We start from the raw sequence: 17,105 nt of genomic DNA, 5'->3' as shown, positions 1-17,105 counted from the left end.
CCATCGCTGGGAGGTGCACCTACTGCCATTTCGGGGGAAGGATCCGGCGGAAGCGGACGCCCGTGGCCTCTAGCCCTGGCGGGAGAGTGCTCCGGCGACCAGGAACGCCATTTCCAGTGACTGCATGTGGTTCAGGCGCGGATCGCAGACGGATTCGTAGCCTTCCAGGAACGCCTCCTGATCCACCGGATCCGCCCCGCCCAGGCACTCAGCGACGTCGTCGCCGGTCATCTCCACGTGCAGGCCGCCCGGGAAGGTGCCCAGAGCGTTGTGCACTTCGAAGAAGCCGCGGACCTCGTCCATGACGTCGTCGAAGTTGCGGGTCTTGTAGCCGTTCGGCGACGTCACGGTGTTGCCGTGCATCGGATCCGTCACCCAGAGAACCTTGGCTCCGGAGGCGGTGACCCGCTCCACCAGCGGCGGTAGCTTTTCCCGGATGTTCTGCGCACCCATCCGCGTGATGAAGGTCAGGCGGCCCGGTTCGCGTTCCGGATCGAGCTTGTCGATCAGGGCCAGGGCGTCTTCGGGCTTGGTGTTCGGGCCCAGCTTGACGCCGATCGGATTGCGGACCTTGGACAGGAAGTCCACATGTGCGGACTCCAGGTCGCGGGTGCGTTCGCCAATCCAGAGGAAGTGCGCCGAGGTGTCGTACGGGAATCCGGTCCTGGAGTCGATGCGGGTCAGCGCGCGCTCGTAGTCCAGGAGCAGTGCCTCGTGGCTCGCGAAGAACTCCACGCGCTTGAGCGCCTCGAAATCCGTCCCGCAGGCATCCATGAACCGCACGGCCCGGTCAATCTCGCGGGCCAGTGACTCGTACCGTGAATGTGCCGGGTTCGCGGTGAAGCCCTTGTTCCAGTGGTGCACCAGGCGCAGGTCGGCAAACCCGCCCTGGGTGAACGCCCGGATGAGGTTCAGGGTCGAAGCGGACGTATGGTAGGCGCGGACCATCCGTGCCGGGTTGTGCTCGCGGGACTCCGGAGTGAAGTCGTAGCCGTTGACCATGTCGCCGCGGTAGGCGGGCAGCGTCACGCCCGCCCGGGTCTCGTCGTTGGAGGAACGCGGCTTGGCGAACTGGCCGGCCATCCGGCCCATCTTGATGACGGGCAGCGAGGCGCCGTAGGTCAGGACAACTGCCATCTGCAGGATGGTTTTTACCCGGGCACTGATCTTGTCAGCGGTTGCACCGTCGAAGGTCTCGGCACAGTCACCGCCCTGCAGCAGGAACGCCTTGCCCTGGGCTGCGGCTGCCAGCCGGTCACGGAGGATGTCGACCTCTCCGGCGAAGACCAGCGGAGGGACCATCGACAGTTCGGCGACTGCCGCCGGATACCCGGGGTGGTCCTGCCACGACGGCTGCTGGAGAGCCGGCAGGGACCGCCAGTCGTCCAGGCCCGGATAGTCCGCCGCGCCCTGCCGGGGAGCGGTGGAAAAATCTGACGCGTTGTCTACAGGAGTGTAAGTCACGCCTTCAAGGGTACTGTCTGCAGCGCTCCGGGGCAGAAGGCGCACGCAGGCTGACGTAATCTGGGCCCGCCGCTCCGCAACACTGGCCGCCGCACATGCCTGCCTGGCCGCCTCCCCGGTCCGGCTGCAGCCGACCGAGTCCCGTTGGCCGGGACCGGGTTTCCGCCCGGAGCCGCCCATGGTTTAGTAACCAACCAATCGACTAGCGGAGGGCCTCAATGATGAGCAGGCAAGAACCGGCGGGACCGGCGGATCGCCGGAGTGTCCTCGACTTTGACTTCGAAACCGACGTTTTGGTGATCGGATACGGCTGCGCCGGAGCCGCCGCAGCCCTGGAAGCGCGCAGCCGGGGTGCCGACGTCATCGTCCTGGAACGCGCCAGCGGTGGAGGCGGCTCGTCCGCGGCCTCCGGCGGAGAGATCTATCTGGGTGCCGGCACTCCCATCCAGAGTGCCTGCGGCTTCACCGACACCGCCGAAGACATGGAAGCGTATCTGCTCGCGGCATTGGGGCCCTCGGCCGACGCCGTGAAAATCAGGATGTACAGCCGCGGCAGTCTGGAGCACTACGACTGGCTCACCAAGCAGGGCGTCCCGTTCAAGCCGTCCTTCTGGGGAACTCCCTCTTGGGTTCCTCCCACCGACGACGGCCTGATGTGGCTGGGTGAAAACGCGTACCCCTTCACCGGCCTCGCCAAGCCGGCACCCCGTGGTCACCGGGTTACCGCTAAGGGCTTCGGCGGCAAGGTGCTGATGGATGTCCTTTGCCGGGCCGTGGAGGAAGCGGGGGCCGGGATCCATACCGATACTTATGCCACGCAGCTCATCCTTGACGGGCCCCGGGTTGTTGGTGTTACTGCGCGCCGCTTCGGAAAGCCGGTGACCTACCGGGCCCGGCGGGGAGTCATTCTGACCACCGGCGGATTTGCCGACAATGCGGAGATGGTGGCCCAGCACGCCCCGCAGCTGATCGGATTGGGTGCGACCAGCGACGGCGGGGACGACGGGCACGGAATCAAAATGGCCCAGGCGGCCGGAGCAGCAGTGCAGCGGATGTCGGCGGCCCAGGTGGGCATCACCCTGGTGCCGGCCTTGGCGGTGCGCGGCATGCTGGTCAACGCCGTCGGCCAGCGGTTCATCAACGAAGACCAGTATCCCGGAATGCTGGGCCAGGCCGCCCTGTTCCGGCAGGACCTGGCAGTCTGGATCATCCTGGACGAAAAGTCCTTCGAGGAAGTGCCCGAAAACGAACGCTGGGGAGTGCTTCCGCACTACGTTGCCGAAACCATCGGCGAGCTGGAACAGGAGATCGGCATGCCCGACGGCGCCCTGACCGCTTCCGTGAGCGAGTACAACCGACACGCGGCGGCGGGCGAGGATCCGTACTTCCACAAGGACAAGCGGTGGGTGCGTCCGCTGGAGGCACCGTTTGCCGGGATCGATGTCAGCCGCGGGATGGCATCGCCGGAGCTGGGTGCTTCGGGGCGGGGCGGGGCCAAGGTCTTCAGCCTTGGCGGGCTGCGCACCGGGCTCGACGGCGAAGTCCTCGATGTTTCCGGCTCACCGATGCCGGGACTTTATGCCGCCGGCCGGGTCACGTCGGGCCTGCACGGCCACGGCTACATCAGCGGCACGTCCCTGGGCGACGGAACCTTCTTTGGCCGGCGCGCCGGCGCAGCGGCAGCGGAGCAAGCGGAAGCCCCAGCCGGGTAAGGCCCGGATAAAGCCGGACGACGGCGGCAGACTAGGCGCTGTGGGGTTCCGTGTCCTCGGGTTCGGCACCCGTGGATGCCGCGGGACCCGCCGATGCGGGCGGCGTTTTCCGGCGGCCAATGATCGTCACCGTGCCGGGCTTCCGCAGCGATTTCCGCCGGGACGGCGTTTCGGCGGCTGCCGGCTCCTGTCCGGGTGCCGACCCTGGTGAAGGCGCCGAGCCGTCGCCGGTGCCGGCGGTGCCATGCTCCGCTGCCGGATGGGTGCGGCCGCCGGGTTCCGCTGCGGCAGCTGAGGATCCGACCGCCTTCGAGGCGGCGGTGCCCGGCTCGGGCAGACGCACCGCTGCGCTGCGGGCCTCGGCTCCCTTGGAAACCTTGCGGGCCGCGGCCTGCTTTTCCTTCATGGTGCTGGCGTACACGTCAACGTATTCCTGGCCTGACAGACGCATCAGCTCGTACATGATTTCATCGGTCACCGAGCGCTGGATGAACCGGTCGTTCTCCATGCCCGCGTACCGGGAGAAGTCCAGCGGCTCGCCGACGATGATGCCGATGCGGCGGATGTTGGGGATCTTCCGGCCGATCGGCTGGACCTTGTCAGTGCCGATCATGGCCACCGGAATCACCGGGACGCCGGTTTTCAGCACCAGTTTGGCCACGCCGGTCTTGCCACGGTACAGCCGGCCGTCCGGGCTGCGCGTGCCCTCGGGGTAGATGCCGAGCAGTCCCCCGTTCTCCAGGACGTCCACGCCGGCGCTGAGGGAGCTGGCTGATGCCGCACCGCCGGAACGGTCCATCGGGAGCTGGTTGGTGAGCCGGAAGAAAGCGGCAGTGAGCTTGCCCTTGATCCCCTTGCCCGTGAAGTACTCCGACTTCGCCAGAAAGCTCACGGGACGCGGCACCGCCAGCGGCAGGAAGATCGAATCGGAGAAGGACAAGTGGTTGCTCACCAGCACGGCCGGACCGGTTTCGGGCACATTGTTCATGCCTTTAACCCAGGGTCTGAAGAGCAGATTGACCACCGGTCCGATGAAAATGGTCTTCATCACCCAATAGAACACGTAAGCCAGCTCTCCCGTCCGGACATAACAAATCAGGGACCCGGTTTGGTTCCCAACTCCTACTCTATGCGCCCTCCCGGCTGCGTTGAATTTCGACTCTCGGCGGCGACGCAACTTTGGGCGTTACGGGGGTGGAAATCAGCCTCCTGAATGCAACCATAGAGGTATGACTCTCCCACCGGGCGCAGCCGCCTTTACCAGCGACGGGCAAGGCGTGAATGCAGCCACCGGCGTTCTCCTGAGCCACGGCTTCACCGGGTCCCCGGTCAGCCTTGCCGCCTGGGCCCGGCACCTCTCCGCCCAGGGCTACGCGGTGAGCCTGCCGCTGCTGCCCGGACACGGAACCACCTGGCAGGAGCTGGCCCGCACTCCCTGGGAGCTCTGGTATGACGCCTACGACCGGGCGTACCAGCAACTTGCAGAGCGGACCGACAGCGTGGTCGCCGCGGGCTTGTCCATGGGCGGGACGCTGGCCCTCCGCCTTGCCGCACACCGCCCCGTCGCCGGGGTGGCGGTGGTGAATCCGGGACTGACCATCGATGATCCGCGGGCCAGGTACTCGGGACTCCTGAAGTACGTTCAGCGTTCAGTACCGGCGATTGCCAACAACATCAAGCTCGACGGCCAGGATGAAGGTGCCTACCTGCGGACCCCCGTGGGCGGCGTTCACCAGCTCATGCGGCTGTTCAAGGACACGACGGCGGTGCTGCCGCGGATCACGACGGCACCGGTCCTCGCCTTCCGCTCGACGGTGGACTCGGTGGTCCCGGACTCCAGCATGGACGTCCTGCGCAGGTATCTGGGCAGCGAACTGGAGGTGGTCCCCTTGGAAAACAGCTATCATGTGGCAACCATGGATCATGATGCTCCCTTGATTTTTGACCGTTCCCACCAGTTCATCCAAAGGATCAGCGCAGGTGCGCCAGCATGAAAGAACGCGAACCGGAACGCAACGAGTCCACTGACAACGCCGTCTGGCTGGACCTCGTGGCCCGGCTGGAGAATATGCCGGCTGATGAGACGCACGGCGGCCGGGATGCACCCGGCGGACACGGCAGCTCCGAAGGGTCCCGGATCAAACCCGGAGCGACGGCGTCCGGGCCGGATGCGGCTGATTCACCATCGCCGGCGGGCGCGGACGAAGGGGCTCACCCCGAAACTCCCTCCGGGACCGGCGGAGCCGAAACTGCTGCCAAGCCGGGCTCCGGTGAAGGCACCCCGGCCCGCGGCCCCGTTCCGCGCTCCCCCGCCGAGCGCACCCGCGCCATTTTCGAGAACCAGCCGTTCCGCGCACAGCCGCCGCGGGGCCCCCGGGATTACGACGAGCCCGAGGAACTCGAGTCGGAGGGTGAGTTTGTGCCGCCCGAACCGCCGCCGTTCAGCACCGGTGAGCCGCTCGTGGTCCTGGCGTGGATCGGCGCTTTGGGCGGGCCCCTCCTGCTGCTGCTGTTCGCCATGTTTTGGCGCGGAGCTCCGCTGGCCGTCATTCTCGGCTTGGTTGCCCTCTTCGGTGTGGCCGTGGGCTATTTGCTCTTCCGGTTGCCCCAGCACCGCGATGACGACGGCGCCGCCGTCTAAGGGCAGCTGAACTCAGCGCCGGGCTGCAATTCGGGACAGGTCAGCGGCGCCGATCATGCCGGCAGCGGGCCCGAGGGCGGCCAGTTCCAGCCGCGCCGCGGGCCGGAACCCGCGGCCGGTCAGGTTCCGGGCGAAGGACCTGCGGGCGGGTTCCAGCAACAGGTCACCGGCAGCGCTCAGGCCTCCGCCGATGACAAACATTCCCGGATCCAGCGCGGCCGCCAGGTTCGCCAGTCCGAGGCCAAGCCACTGACCGACCTCTTCCAGCAGTTCCACTGACGTCTGGTCGCCCTCAAGGGCCATCCTGGTGACCACGGCGCCGGTGATGGCACTGATGTCGCCGTCCACGGCCCGCAGCAGTTCCTGGGCCACCGGGGAGTTTGCGGCGGCCAGTTCACGGGCTTCCCGACCCAGCGCATTGCCTGAGGCATACTGCTCCCAGCAGCCGCGGTTTCCGCACTCGCAGCGTTGCCCGGACGGCATGATGATCTGGTGGCCGAACTCTCCCGCCACGCCGAATCTTCCCCGCTCCAGCCGGCCGTCCATCACCATGGCACCACCGATTCCGGTGCCGAGCGTCACGCAGACCATCCGGCTCTGGCCCAGTCCGGACCCGAAGCGCCACTCTGCCCAGGCAGCGCCGTCGGCATCGTTGACCAGGTACACGCGCCGGCGCAGCAGCCGTTCGAGGTTCTCCCGCAGCGGTTCGTTGCGCCAGGCCAAATGGGGGCTGAAGAGCACCGTGCTGCCGGCAAGGTCCATCCAGCCGGCGGCGCCGATGCCGACGGACCACACGTGGTGGTTCGCGGACAGTTCCCGCACCAGGTCCACGATGACGGACTCGACCTCGCGCGGATCCTGGCCGGGAGTGGCGCGGCGGGCTTCGGCAATGATGCGGCCGTCGCCGTCGACCAGGCCCGCGGCCACCTTGGTGCCGCCGATATCGATCCCGATGGCCAGCCCGCGTCGCCGCATCCGGTTCGGCAGCCGGATGGGCCGGCGGGCGGGGAAGGGCTCAATGGCACGGCGCTGCCAAAGGATCGGGGAAGAACGGGGAACGGGCGCTGGGTTAACGGGACGCATCAACAACCAATTGTATTCACCGGCCGGTCCGCCAGCGAAAGCGTTATTGCTTCGAGAAGTTACTGGCGGGTATTTTATGTGACCCACGTTATAGGTTGTGCGGTAAAGTCTGCGGTAACGCCTGCGGGCCGGCCGGATATCAAAGGAGCTATCGTGCGTGAATACAGTGTCCCCCCTCTGGTGGAATCACCATTGGAGACAAACACCACCGACCTACTGCTGGAACAGGCGGCCAAGGCCTCCAATCCGGCCCTTTTCTCGGTTCGGGCAGCCGACGACACCTGGCAGGCCATCACCGCCACTGATTTCCTGAAGGACGTCCGGCTGCTCGCCAAGGGCTTCGCCGCCTCCGGCATCCAACCGGGCGACCGCGTGGGCATCATGGCCCGCACCCGGTACGAGTGGACGCTCGTGGACTTTGCCCTATGGTTTGCCGGGGCGGTCTCCGTGCCGATTTACGAGACCTCATCGCCCTCCCAGGTGGCCTGGATCCTCGGTGATTCCGGTGCCGTCGCCGTGGTGGTCGAAGCCGCCCGCCATGAGAACGTGGTCCGGCAGGCCGGTGTGGAGGAAGATCTCGACGCCGTGCGCAACGTCTGGCAGATCGACGGCTCGGGCCTGGATGAGCTCCGCACGGCCGGCGCAGCAGTGTCCGACGCCGAGCTCGAAGCGCGCCGTTCGAAGGCCACGCTGGAGGACACCGCCACCATTATCTACACCTCGGGAACCACAGGCCGGCCCAAGGGCTGCGAACTGACGCACGGCAACTTCGTGAATCTCTCCCGGAACGCCGCCCTGGCCGTGCCCGAAGTTTGCCGCGAAGGCGCGCAGACCATCATGTTCCTGCCGCTCGCCCACGTGTTTGCCCGGTTCATTTCCGTCCTGTGCGTCACCGCCGGCGCCACAGTGGCCCACACGCCGGACGTCAGGAACCTGCTTCCGGATCTGCAGAGCTACAAGCCCTCCTTCCTCCTCGTGGTCCCCCGCGTCTTCGAGAAGGTCTACAACTCCTCCATGCTCAAGGCCGAGGACGGCGGGAAGGGCAAGATCTTCCACGCCGGCGCCAAGACCGCCATTGAATGGTCCAAAGCGCAGGAGGCCGGCAAGATCCCGCTGGCCCTCAAGGTCAAGCACGCCGTCTTCGACAGGCTGCTCTACGGCAAGATCCGCACCGCGATGGGCGGCCGGGTCCAGTATGCAATTTCCGGCGGAGCACCCCTGGGGGACCGTCTCGGGCACTTCTTCCACGGCATCGGCGTGATGGTCCTGGAGGGCTACGGACTGACCGAGACCACCGCTCCCATCAGCGTCAGCACCCCCAAGCTGATCAAGATCGGCACCGTCGGCGCGCCCCTGCCCGGCAACGCGGTCAAGATCGCCGACGACGGCGAGATCCTGACCCGGGGCGTCAGCGTCATGAAGGGCTACTACAAGCGCCCCGACCTGACGGCTGAAGCCTTCGACGACGGCTGGTTCCGGACCGGGGACATCGGCCAGCTGGACTCGGACGGCTTCCTGAAGATCACCGGCCGCAAGAAGGAAATCATCGTCACCGCCAGCGGCAAGAACGTCGTTCCGGCGGTCCTGGAGGACAGCATCCGCGCCGACGCCATCATCTCCCAGTGCGTCGTTGTCGGAGACCAGCGGCCCTTCATCTCCGCACTGGTCACCCTGGACGAGGAAGCCCTTCCCGGCTGGCTCGAGCGCCACAAGCTGCCGGCCGGTACGACGGTGGCCGAAGCTGCCGAGACCGCCCAGCTGCAGATCGAAATCCAGGCCCTGGTGGACAGCGCCAACAAGACGGTCTCCCAGGCCGAGGCCATCAAGGTTTTCCGCGTGGTTCCGACCGACTTCACCGAAGCCAGCGGCCACCTCACGCCGTCCCTGAAGATCAAGCGCGCCCAGGTGCTTCGGGACTACTCAGCCGTGGTGGAAGACATCTACAGCGGCCAGAAGGTCTAGCCCGGCACGTCGCGGCAGCAGTCCCTGCGGGTTTACCGGGCAGTGCCGGTCCGCAGGGACAGCAGCGCGTTCTCCACCACCTCGGTCAGCGCGGGATGGATCCAGTACTGGCCCGAGGCCATCGTCTGCGCATCCAAACCGAAGGACATGGCCTGGATCAACGGCTGGATCAGCATGGACGCCTCATGGCCCATGATGTGCGCCCCGAGCAGCGTCCCGCTTTCCTTCTCCGCCAGCAGCTTCACAAATCCGGTCGTGTCTTCCATCGCCCAGCCGTACGCGGTGGAGCCGTATTCCTGCACCGCCACGGCCAGCTCCACTCCCCTCGCCCGGGTATCGCGGCGGGCTTCCTCCTCGGTCATGCCCACGGATGCGATCTGCGGGCTGGTGAAGACCGCCGCGGGAACGAACCGGTGGTCGCTCGCGCGCAGGTCCCCGGGGTGCACCAGGTTGTGCGCCACGGTGCGCGCCTCATGGTTGGCCACATGCTTGAGCTGGAAGTCGCCGCTGACATCCCCCAATCCCCAGACGCCGTCGACCGGCCTGCCGTCCTTCAGCACGCGCTGGAATTCGTCCACTGCCAGCCGTCCGTCCGCACGCTGGTCGAATCCGGCAGCCTGGACATCAAGGCGGTCGGTGTTGGGCACCCGGCCGGTTGCCACCAGCACAAGATCAACGTCCATGCCGGTCTCTCCCCCGGGTCCGCGCAGCAGCGCCCGGACGGAGCCGTCGGCGTTTTCCATCAGCGCCGTCACCTGGGTGTTGAGCCGAACGTCCCACTGCTTGGAGACTTCCTCGGTGTACCGTGCGGACAAGGTCGCGTCCAAGGCACGCAGCAGCGGACCGGAGCGCGCCGCCATCGTGACCTTGGCGCCGAACGCTGAAAACACGAATCCAAACTCGGCGGCTATGTAACCGCCGCCGATGATGAGGATTCGCTCCGGCAGGTCGGGTATCCGCATCACGGTGTCAGAGGTGTGCACCTGCGGCAGGTCCATGCCGGGCACGTCCGGCAGCACCGGCCGTGAGCCGGCGGCCACCACTATCTGGTCGGCCGTGATGCGTTGGCCGTCGTCGGTCTCCAGGGCGTGCTCGCCGACGAACCGCACGTGGTTCTCATACAGCGTGACGTTCTCCAGCTCCTCGGCACGGTAGCGGCGGCCGCCCTCGGAGATGGAATCGATCCTGGTGAAGATGCGGTCGCGGATGTCCCGCCAGCGCACCTTCTCCAGGGTCTGGTCGACGCCCAGGCGCCGGCCGTCGGCACCGGCCGCGGCAAGTTGCGCCGGATACACGAACATTTTCGTCGGGATGCAGCCGACGTTCAGGCAGGTGCCGCCGAAGGTGCCCCCGTCGATGACCGCAACTTTCCTGCCGTCCCAGTCGGGGGTGATCAGCGAATTGCCCGAACCCGAGCCAATGATGGCCAAATCAAAATGAGTCACGATTCCAGTCTAGAGCCGCAAGGACCCCGGGATCCGTAACCGGTTCCCGGGGTCCTTATGTGCTTCCGTTGTGCTTCCGCCGTGCGGCGGAAGCGCTGGGGCTAGCTCTCCTTCTTGGGATCGATCGCCACCAGCAGGTCCCCGCCCTGCACCTGCTCGACGGCGGAGATCGCCACCCGCGTCACGGTGCCGGCGACGGGGGCCGTGATCGAGGCCTCCATCTTCATGGCTTCGATGGTGGCAACGGTTTCGCCGGCCGCCACTTCATCGCCTTCCTGGACCGTGATGGTCACGGCGCCGGCGAACGGCGCGGCAACGTGGCCGGGGTTGCCCGGGTCGGCCTGTTCGGCGACCTTCACCTGCGACTGCACGCTGCGGTCACGGACCAGGACGGGGCGCATCTGGCCGTTCAGGGTGGTCATCACCGAACGCATGCCCTTTTCATCGGGCTCCCCCACGGCTTCAAGGGTGGCAATCAGGCGGACACCCTTTTCGAGTTCCACCACGTGCTCAACCCCGCGCTGCAGGCCGTAGAGGTAGTCACGGGTGTCCAGGACCGACACGTCGCCGTAGGTTTCACGGACGGTCGCGAATTCCTTGGCCGGGCCGGGGAACAGGAGCCGGTTCAGCGTTTCCCGCCGGGTGGCGGAGTCGCCGGCCAGGCCGGCGCGGTCCACCTCGGTGAGTTCGGCGTCGCGCACCTTGATGGTGCGGCCCTGGAGCGCCTTGGTCCGGAAGGGCTCCGGCCAGCCGCCGGGCGGGTTGCCCAGTTCGCCGCTGAGGAAGCCGATGACCGAATCGGGGATGTCGTAGTTCTGCGGGTTTTCCTCGAAGTCCGCGGGTGAGACGTTGCTGCCGACCAGCTGCAGGGCGAGGTCTCCGACCACCTTGGAGGAGGGCGTGACCTTGACCAGCCGGCCCAGAATGCGGTCCGCGGCGGTGTACATGTCCTCGATCGCTTCGAACCGCTCGCCCAGGCCGAGGGCGATGGCCTGCTGGCGGAGGTTGGAGAGCTGTCCGCCGGGAATCTCATGCTGGTAGACGCGTCCGGTGGGTCCGGCCAGACCGGACTCGAACGGAGCGTAGACCCGGCGCACCGCTTCCCAGTACGGCTCCATGGCGCTGATGGCATCCAGGCTCAGCCCCGTGTCGCGGTCCGTGTTGGTCAGCGCGGCAACGAGCGACGACGCCGAAGGCTGGCTGGTGGTGCCGGCCAGCGAGGCGCTGGCCACGTCGACGGCATCCACGCCCGCGTTGGCCGCAGCCAGCAGGGTGGCCAACTGGCCGCCGGCGGTGTCGTGGGTGTGCAGGTGCACGGGCAGGTCAAAGCGTTCACGCAGGGCGGCAACCAGCTTGGCCGCGGCAGCGGGACGCAGCAGCCCGGCCATGTCCTTGATGGCCAGGATGTGCGCGCCGGCATCGACCATCTGCTGGGCGAGGTCCATGTAGTAGTCCAGCGTGTACAGCGTCTCGTTCGGATCCATCATGTCGGCGGTGTAGCACAGGGCCACTTCGGCGACGGCCGTGCCGGTGGCCCGGACCGCGCGGATAGCCGGTTCCATCTGCTCGACGTCATTGAGGGCATCGAAGATCCGGAAGATGTCAACGCCGGCGTCAGCTGCCTCCTGGACAAAGGCTTCCGCCACCTCAGTGGGGTACGGCGTGTAGCCCACGGTGTTGCGGCCGCGCAGGAGCATCTGGATGCAGATGTTCGGCAGGGCCTTGCGCAGCGAGACGAGCCGCTCCCAGGGGTCCTCGCCCAGGAACCGGAGGGCGACGTCGTAAGTCGCACCGCCCCATGCTTCGACCGAGAGCAGTTCGGGCGTCAGCGCGGCCACCGCGGGGGCCGCCAGCAGCAGGTCGCGGGTACGGACGCGGGTCGCCAGCAGGGACTGGTGCGCATCCCGGAACGTGGTGTCGGTGACGGCCAGTGCCGGCTGTGCGCGGAGTTCCGCCGCGAAACGCTCCGGGCCCAGTTCCAGCAGCCGCTGGCGCGACCCGGGGCGGACCTCCGGAAGATCAGCCGGCAGTTTGTCTGCCGGGTTGATGTGCACGGGCAGTTCGCCGTGAGGCTTGTTGACGGTGGTGTCCGCCAGCCAGTTCAGCAGCCGGGAGCCGCGGTCAGCAGACCCGCGGGCGCTGAGCAGTTCGGGGCGCTCCTCGATGAAGGAGGTGGCGACGTCGCCGGCGATGAAGTCCGGATCGTCGAGGACGGCCTGCAGGAACGAAATGTTCGAGGAGACGCCGCGGATGCGGAACTCGGCCAGCGCCCGGCGGGCACGGTTCACCGCAGCCGGGTAGGTGCGGCCGCGGCAGGTCAGCTTCACGAGCATGGAATCGAAGTGCGGGCTGATGTCGGCCCCGGCGTACACAGTGCCGCCGTCGAGACGCACCCCGGCACCGCCGGCGGAGCGGTATCCGCTGATCTTGCCGACGTCGGGGCGGAAGCCGTTGGCCGGGTCCTCGGTGGTAATGCGGCACTGCAGCGCGGCGCCGCGCACCTGAAGTTCGTTCTGCCGCAGGCCCAGGTCCTCCAGCGTTTCGCCGGCAGCGATGCGCAGCTGGGACTGCACGAGGTCGACGTCGGTGATTTCCTCGGTGACCGTGTGTTCCACCTGGATGCGCGGATTCATTTCAATGAACACGTGTTCTCCGGCGCGTTCTCCGACGGTGTCAACGAGGAACTCCACGGTCCCCGCGTTCTCGTACTTCAGGGCCTTGGCGAACTTGACGGCGTCCCGGTACAGGGCCTGCCGGATGCTCTCGTCCAGGTTGGGGGCCGGAGCAATTTCGATGACCTTCTGATGGCGGCGCTGCAGTGAGCAGTCACGTTCAAAGAGGTGGATAACGTTGCCCTCGCCGTCGGCGAGGATCTGCACCTCAATGTGCCGGGGACGGATGACCGCCTGCTCGAGGAAGACCGTGGAGTCGCCGAAGGCCGTATCGGCCTCGCGCATGGCTGCGTTGAGCGCCTCGGGAAGGTCTTTGGCCGTGTCCACGCGGCGCATGCCGCGGCCGCCGCCGCCCGCCACGGCCTTGACGAAGATGGGGAATCCGATGTCCTCGGCCTCGCCCAGGAGCTTTTCCGGATCCGAACTCGGCTGGGTGGAGCGCAGCACCGGGATGCCGGCTTCGCGTGCCGCGTTCAGGGCATGGACCTTGTGGCCGGCCAACTCGAGGATGTCGGCGGCGGGACCTACAAAGGTGATGCCGGCTTCCCTCGCGGCGCGGGCCAGCTGGGGGTTTTCGGAAAGGAATCCGTATCCGGGGTAGATGGCGTCGCAGCCGGATTCCTTGGCGACCCGAATGATCTCGTCAACGTCGAGGTACGCGCGGACCGGGTGCCCTTCCTCACCGATCAGATAGGCCTCGTCAGCCTTTTGACGGTGGATGGAGTTGCGGTCCTCATACGGGAACACTGCAACAGTCTTCACGCCCAGCTCGTAGGCGGCCCTGAAGGCGCGGATTGCGATTTCTCCGCGGTTGGCTACCAGTATCTTCGAGAACATTACTCTCCTGCATCGTTGCGGGCTGAGGGACGGCCGGGTACCGCCGTCCTCATCGGGTTCTAGTCCAGACTATTTCACTGCGGCGGACCGCCAGTGTCGGACGTCACGCTCTTTATAGTCTCCCTTTCGCGCCACCCCTGCAAAACGGCCCCTGCAGGAGTTACCACCGAGCGTCACATAGAATGAACCTGCAGCCTCTCAAGGGCCCCGCTCGTGATCCCTAGACACGTTAGGTTTTGGTTCAACAAGTGCAAGTAGTGAGCATCAGCAGTCTAAAGGGCGGCGTGGGCAAGACTTCCGTAACGCTTGGACTGGCATCGGCTGCACTTGCAGCAGGAATTCCCACCCTCGTTGTGGACCTGGACCCGCACGCCGACGCCACCACGGGCCTGGGAGCGACTGCAGCCGGCAAACCCGGGATCGGCGAGATGCTCAAGAATTCCCGACGCGCCCAGCTGGCGGACAATGTGGTCTCCAGCGGCTGGGTCGCCAACGACCGCCGCACCCGGACAGGCGATTCCAAGCGCCGGCCCGTTCTCGACGTCGCCATGGGCTCCGCCTTTTCCGGCATCTATGACCGCCCGGACCTCGGCAGGCGCGACCTCAAACGGCTCTCCACGCTTCTCTCCCGTGTCAGCGGCTACGGTCTGGTCCTCATTGACTGCCCGCCCTCACTCAACGGCCTCACCCGCATTGCCTGGACCGCCAGCAACCGGGTGGCGCTCGTCGCCGAGCCCGCGCTGTTTTCCGTGGCCGGCACCGAACGGACGATGCGCGCCCTGGACCTTTTCCGCAAGGAATTTGCCCCCAATCTCGCCCCGGCGGGGATCATCGCCAACCGGGTCCGCTCCGGCTCCAACGAGCACGCCTTCCGGCTGGGTGAGATGAATCAGATGTTCGGCGACCTGTTGCTCAGCCCCACGATTGCCGAGCAGGCCAACTGGCAGCAGATTCAGGGTGCGGCCCATTCGGTGCACCACTGGCCCGGCGAGTCGGCCAAGCAGGCCGCCGCCACCTTCGACTCCCTGCTGAAGAACCTCGTGGGAAGCGGCAGCGTCCGCAACCGGGTCATCCGCCGCGCCAGCTAGCAGCCCCTAAAAAACTGCAGGCACCGGAATCCGCTGCCTGCAGTTGAAGTATGGTGCCTGGCTGATGAAGCATGGTGCGTGCCTAGCTGATCTTGCGGGCAATCCGCCGCTGGCTCAGTTCATCTCCGGGAAAGGTCTGGTCGCCTACGCGCTCGCTCGGCAGTTGGGCGAGGCTCCCTTCAACTTCGCGCCAGACACGTCCGACGGCGATCCCGAAAACGCCCTGCCCGCCCTGGACCAGATCTATCACTTCGTCCGCGGAGGTGCACTCGTACACGCTGGCGCCGTCGCTCATCAGCGTGATCTGGGCCAGATCCTCGACTCCACGCTCGCGCAGGTGTTCAACGGCCGTGCGGATCTGCTGCAGCGAAACCCCCGTGTCCAGGAGGCGTTTGACGACCTTGAGGACCAGGATGTCGCGGAAGCCGTAGAGCCGCTGCGTGCCGGAACCCGAGGCCCCGCGCACGGCCGGCTCCACCAGCCCGGTGCGGGCCCAGTAATCCAACTGACGGTAAGTGATTCCTGCCGCCTTGCAGGCTGTTGGACCGCGGTAGCCGGCGTCCTCGTCGAGAACGGGAAGATCCTCGGTGAACAGCAAGCCCTGGGCTCCGGGGACCTTACCCGGCGCAGCGGCGTGGATGTGCTCGCCGGCATCGCCTTTCGGACTCACTTGTGCCTCCTAGTAGCGGTTCCCGAGGGGGGATCGGCACGGAATCAAGGGGCCAGGAACGACTCCCTTCAGTTTCCCCCGCAAAACCTCCCAGGGGAAGGGACTGATCCTGTAAGGACCGGCCCCGGAAAGGACATGCCCTGGAAAGGACTTGCGGAGAACCGTGCAGTGGGAACTCTATGCTTCGACGTTAGATCTGACCCGGGCCAAGGTCAAAGACGCAGGGCCTTTTTCTGCAGGCGTGTCGAATCAGCGCTCAAAGTCCTCGGGCTCGACGTCGGCCAGGAATTCGCGGAACTGCCGCAGCTCCTGCTCGGCATTCTCCTGGTCTGCGTCATCGTCTTCGTCCTCGTCGGCTTCCGCAATCCGGACGCCCGCTTCGTCCAGTACTGCGTCGGCACAGAGGATGGGGCACGGCGCCCTCAGGGCCACCGCTATCGCATCCGAGGCGCGCGAGCTGACGGTGACTCCATTGTCGAAAACCAGCTCGGCATAGAAGACCGTGTCCTCGACGGACACCAGCCGCACCTCGCTGACGCTGCGGCCCAGGGCAGCCACCACTGAAGCCAACAGGTCGTGCGTCATGGGCCGGGGCGGCACGATGCCCTGCTGGACAAAGGCGATGGCACTGGCTTCCGGAGCACCGATCCAGATGGGCAGATGACGTTCGCCGTTCAGTTCCTTGAGCAGGACCAGCGGCTGGTTGGACGGCAGCTCGATCCTGACACCGACCACTTCGACTTCACGCATGCTCCTCAGCCTTCCATTCGTGCGATATGCCCGTTGACCAGGGCACTGTGCAGGTTCAGGCACAGATCACTGATCTCTCGCGCCGTCTCGGCTGCCCGCGCCTTGGAGGCGACGTCGCGCCGCGAAGCCAGCGGTGCCACCACACTCTCCACCAGCCCCAGCTCCCGGTCCGCCGCGGCTCGGAACGGGCGCAGATGCCGGGGTTCAATCCCGTGGGCCTGGAGCTTGGCGCACGCCTTCGCAATCTTGAGTGCATGTTCGTCGAAGGCACCCTGCTCCGCACCGTTGTCGGCGGAGGCAATCAGTCCGTAACCGGCGAGGTTTCGCACCAGGTCGGCCGAGGCACCGGATTCCCGGACCAGCTCGGCGAATGTCAGGGCGCGGGCGAACGTGCGGGCGGACAACTCCCCCGCCAGCTGCTCGGACACGGCCCGCGGCGTCAGCGACATTCCTCCGGGCAACGATTCGGGACGCTCGCCCCGGTCGATGGCATCCAGGTAGTCCTTGATGATTTTCAGCGGCAGGTACTGGTCCCGCTGCAGCGCCAGGACGAACCGCAGCCGCTCGACGTCGGCCGAGGTGTATTTCCGGTAGCCTGCCGCGGTCCGCTGCGGAGTGACCAGGCCCTTTTCCTCGAGGAACCGGATTTTGGAGGCGCTGATCCCGGGGAAATCGGCGCTGAGTTCACTGAGGACCTCACCGATATTGAGCACACGGCCGCGCAGGCGCTCGTTCCCCGTACCCAGGGTCCGCCTGACGGGCTGTGATGCTGACATACCTA

At 66.6% G+C, this 17,105-nt stretch carries 12 protein-coding genes and 1 pseudogene; 5 read left to right on the top strand and 8 right to left on the bottom strand.

What is annotated here, in order from left to right:
* Positions 1 to 69: 69 nt before the first annotated feature.
* Positions 70 to 1,464, bottom strand: a complete 1,395-nt coding sequence (locus tag QNO08_RS06240; protein WP_229967011.1) for a class II 3-deoxy-7-phosphoheptulonate synthase — start codon at positions 1,462 to 1,464, stop codon at positions 70 to 72.
* Positions 1,465 to 1,682: 218 nt separating this feature from the next.
* Between QNO08_RS06240 and QNO08_RS06235 the strand changes: the two genes are divergently transcribed.
* Positions 1,683 to 3,176 (top strand): FAD-dependent oxidoreductase, encoded by a 1,494-nt coding sequence (locus QNO08_RS06235; protein ID WP_284155651.1) that lies wholly within the window; start codon positions 1,683 to 1,685, stop codon positions 3,174 to 3,176.
* 388 nt (positions 3,177 to 3,564) lie between these two features.
* On the opposite strand, the pseudogene QNO08_RS06230 reads toward QNO08_RS06235, so the two are convergent.
* Positions 3,565 to 4,239: pseudogene (locus QNO08_RS06230) on the bottom strand (lysophospholipid acyltransferase family protein); the annotation flags it as partial.
* A gap of 166 nt (positions 4,240 to 4,405) precedes the next feature.
* Here QNO08_RS06230 and QNO08_RS06225 point away from each other — a divergent pair.
* Both QNO08_RS06225 and QNO08_RS06220 read left to right on the top strand, forming a co-directional pair.
* Complete coding sequence (locus QNO08_RS06225; protein WP_229967013.1) at positions 4,406 to 5,170, top strand: alpha/beta hydrolase; 765 nt, start codon at positions 4,406 to 4,408, stop codon at positions 5,168 to 5,170.
* Positions 5,167 to 5,817 carry a hypothetical protein gene (locus QNO08_RS06220; RefSeq protein WP_229967015.1) on the top strand — a complete coding sequence of 217 codons (651 nt, stop codon included), beginning with the start codon at positions 5,167 to 5,169 and terminating at the stop codon, positions 5,815 to 5,817. Before QNO08_RS06225 ends, QNO08_RS06220 begins: the two co-directional genes overlap by 4 nt.
* A gap of 12 nt (positions 5,818 to 5,829) precedes the next feature.
* On the opposite strand, the gene QNO08_RS06215 is transcribed toward QNO08_RS06220, so the two are convergent.
* Positions 5,830 to 6,792 (bottom strand): ROK family glucokinase, encoded by a 963-nt coding sequence (locus QNO08_RS06215; RefSeq protein ID WP_229967123.1) that lies wholly within the window; start codon positions 6,790 to 6,792, stop codon positions 5,830 to 5,832.
* A gap of 261 nt (positions 6,793 to 7,053) precedes the next feature.
* Here QNO08_RS06215 and QNO08_RS06210 point away from each other — a divergent pair, with 261 nt between their 5' ends.
* On the top strand, positions 7,054 to 8,862 hold the full coding sequence (locus QNO08_RS06210) for an AMP-dependent synthetase/ligase (RefSeq protein WP_229967017.1): 1,809 nt from the start codon (positions 7,054 to 7,056) through the stop codon (positions 8,860 to 8,862).
* Between the two features lie 32 nt (positions 8,863 to 8,894).
* On the opposite strand, the gene QNO08_RS06205 is transcribed toward QNO08_RS06210, so the two are convergent.
* Both QNO08_RS06205 and QNO08_RS06200 read right to left on the bottom strand, forming a co-directional pair.
* Entirely contained in the window at positions 8,895 to 10,307 is a 1,413-nt protein-coding gene (locus QNO08_RS06205; protein ID WP_229967019.1) for a mycothione reductase, read from the bottom strand.
* A 101-nt stretch (positions 10,308 to 10,408) separates the two neighbouring features.
* Positions 10,409 to 13,816 (bottom strand): pyruvate carboxylase, encoded by a 3,408-nt coding sequence (locus QNO08_RS06200; RefSeq protein WP_229967021.1) that lies wholly within the window; start codon positions 13,814 to 13,816, stop codon positions 10,409 to 10,411.
* A 248-nt stretch (positions 13,817 to 14,064) separates the two neighbouring features.
* Between QNO08_RS06200 and QNO08_RS06195 the strand changes: the two genes are divergently transcribed.
* Positions 14,065 to 14,904, top strand: a complete 840-nt coding sequence (locus tag QNO08_RS06195) for a ParA family protein (RefSeq protein WP_229967023.1) — start codon at positions 14,065 to 14,067, stop codon at positions 14,902 to 14,904.
* Between the two features lie 82 nt (positions 14,905 to 14,986).
* Here QNO08_RS06195 and QNO08_RS06190 read toward each other — a convergent pair whose 3' ends face one another.
* The 3 genes from QNO08_RS06190 to ftsR form a co-directional block, all read right to left on the bottom strand.
* Positions 14,987 to 15,574 (bottom strand): MerR family transcriptional regulator, encoded by a 588-nt coding sequence (locus QNO08_RS06190; RefSeq protein WP_284015990.1) that lies wholly within the window; start codon positions 15,572 to 15,574, stop codon positions 14,987 to 14,989.
* 249 nt (positions 15,575 to 15,823) lie between these two features.
* Entirely contained in the window at positions 15,824 to 16,324 is a 501-nt protein-coding gene (locus tag QNO08_RS06185; RefSeq protein ID WP_229967025.1) for a bifunctional nuclease family protein, read from the bottom strand.
* Positions 16,325 to 16,329: 5 nt separating this feature from the next.
* The gene (gene ftsR / locus QNO08_RS06180; RefSeq protein ID WP_229967027.1) at positions 16,330 to 17,100 is read right to left on the bottom strand and encodes a transcriptional regulator FtsR; all 771 of its coding nucleotides are present in this window, start codon (positions 17,098 to 17,100) and stop codon (positions 16,330 to 16,332) included.
* Between the last annotated feature and the right edge of the window lie 5 nt (positions 17,101 to 17,105).

Origin of the sequence: Arthrobacter sp. zg-Y820, assembly GCF_030142155.1 — a bacterium.
Taxonomy (GTDB): domain Bacteria; phylum Actinomycetota; class Actinomycetes; order Actinomycetales; family Micrococcaceae; genus Arthrobacter_B.
Note: the sequence above shows the minus strand (reverse complement) of the source record. Positions and strands in the feature narration are given on the sequence as shown.

Coding starts and splice junctions, on each gene's coding strand:
- QNO08_RS06235 (WP_284155651.1), top strand. CDS start 1,683: ATGATGAGCAGGCAAGAACCGGCGGGACCGGCGGATCGCCGGAGTGTC.
- QNO08_RS06225 (WP_229967013.1), top strand. CDS start 4,406: ATGACTCTCCCACCGGGCGCAGCCGCCTTTACCAGCGACGGGCAAGGC.
- QNO08_RS06220 (WP_229967015.1), top strand. CDS start 5,167: ATGAAAGAACGCGAACCGGAACGCAACGAGTCCACTGACAACGCCGTC.
- QNO08_RS06215 (WP_229967123.1), bottom strand. CDS start 6,792: ATGCGGCGACGCGGGCTGGCCATCGGGATCGATATCGGCGGCACCAAG.
- QNO08_RS06200 (WP_229967021.1), bottom strand. CDS start 13,816: ATGTTCTCGAAGATACTGGTAGCCAACCGCGGAGAAATCGCAATCCGC.
- QNO08_RS06185 (WP_229967025.1), bottom strand. CDS start 16,324: ATGCGTGAAGTCGAAGTGGTCGGTGTCAGGATCGAGCTGCCGTCCAAC.
- ftsR (WP_229967027.1), bottom strand. CDS start 17,100: ATGTCAGCATCACAGCCCGTCAGGCGGACCCTGGGTACGGGGAACGAG.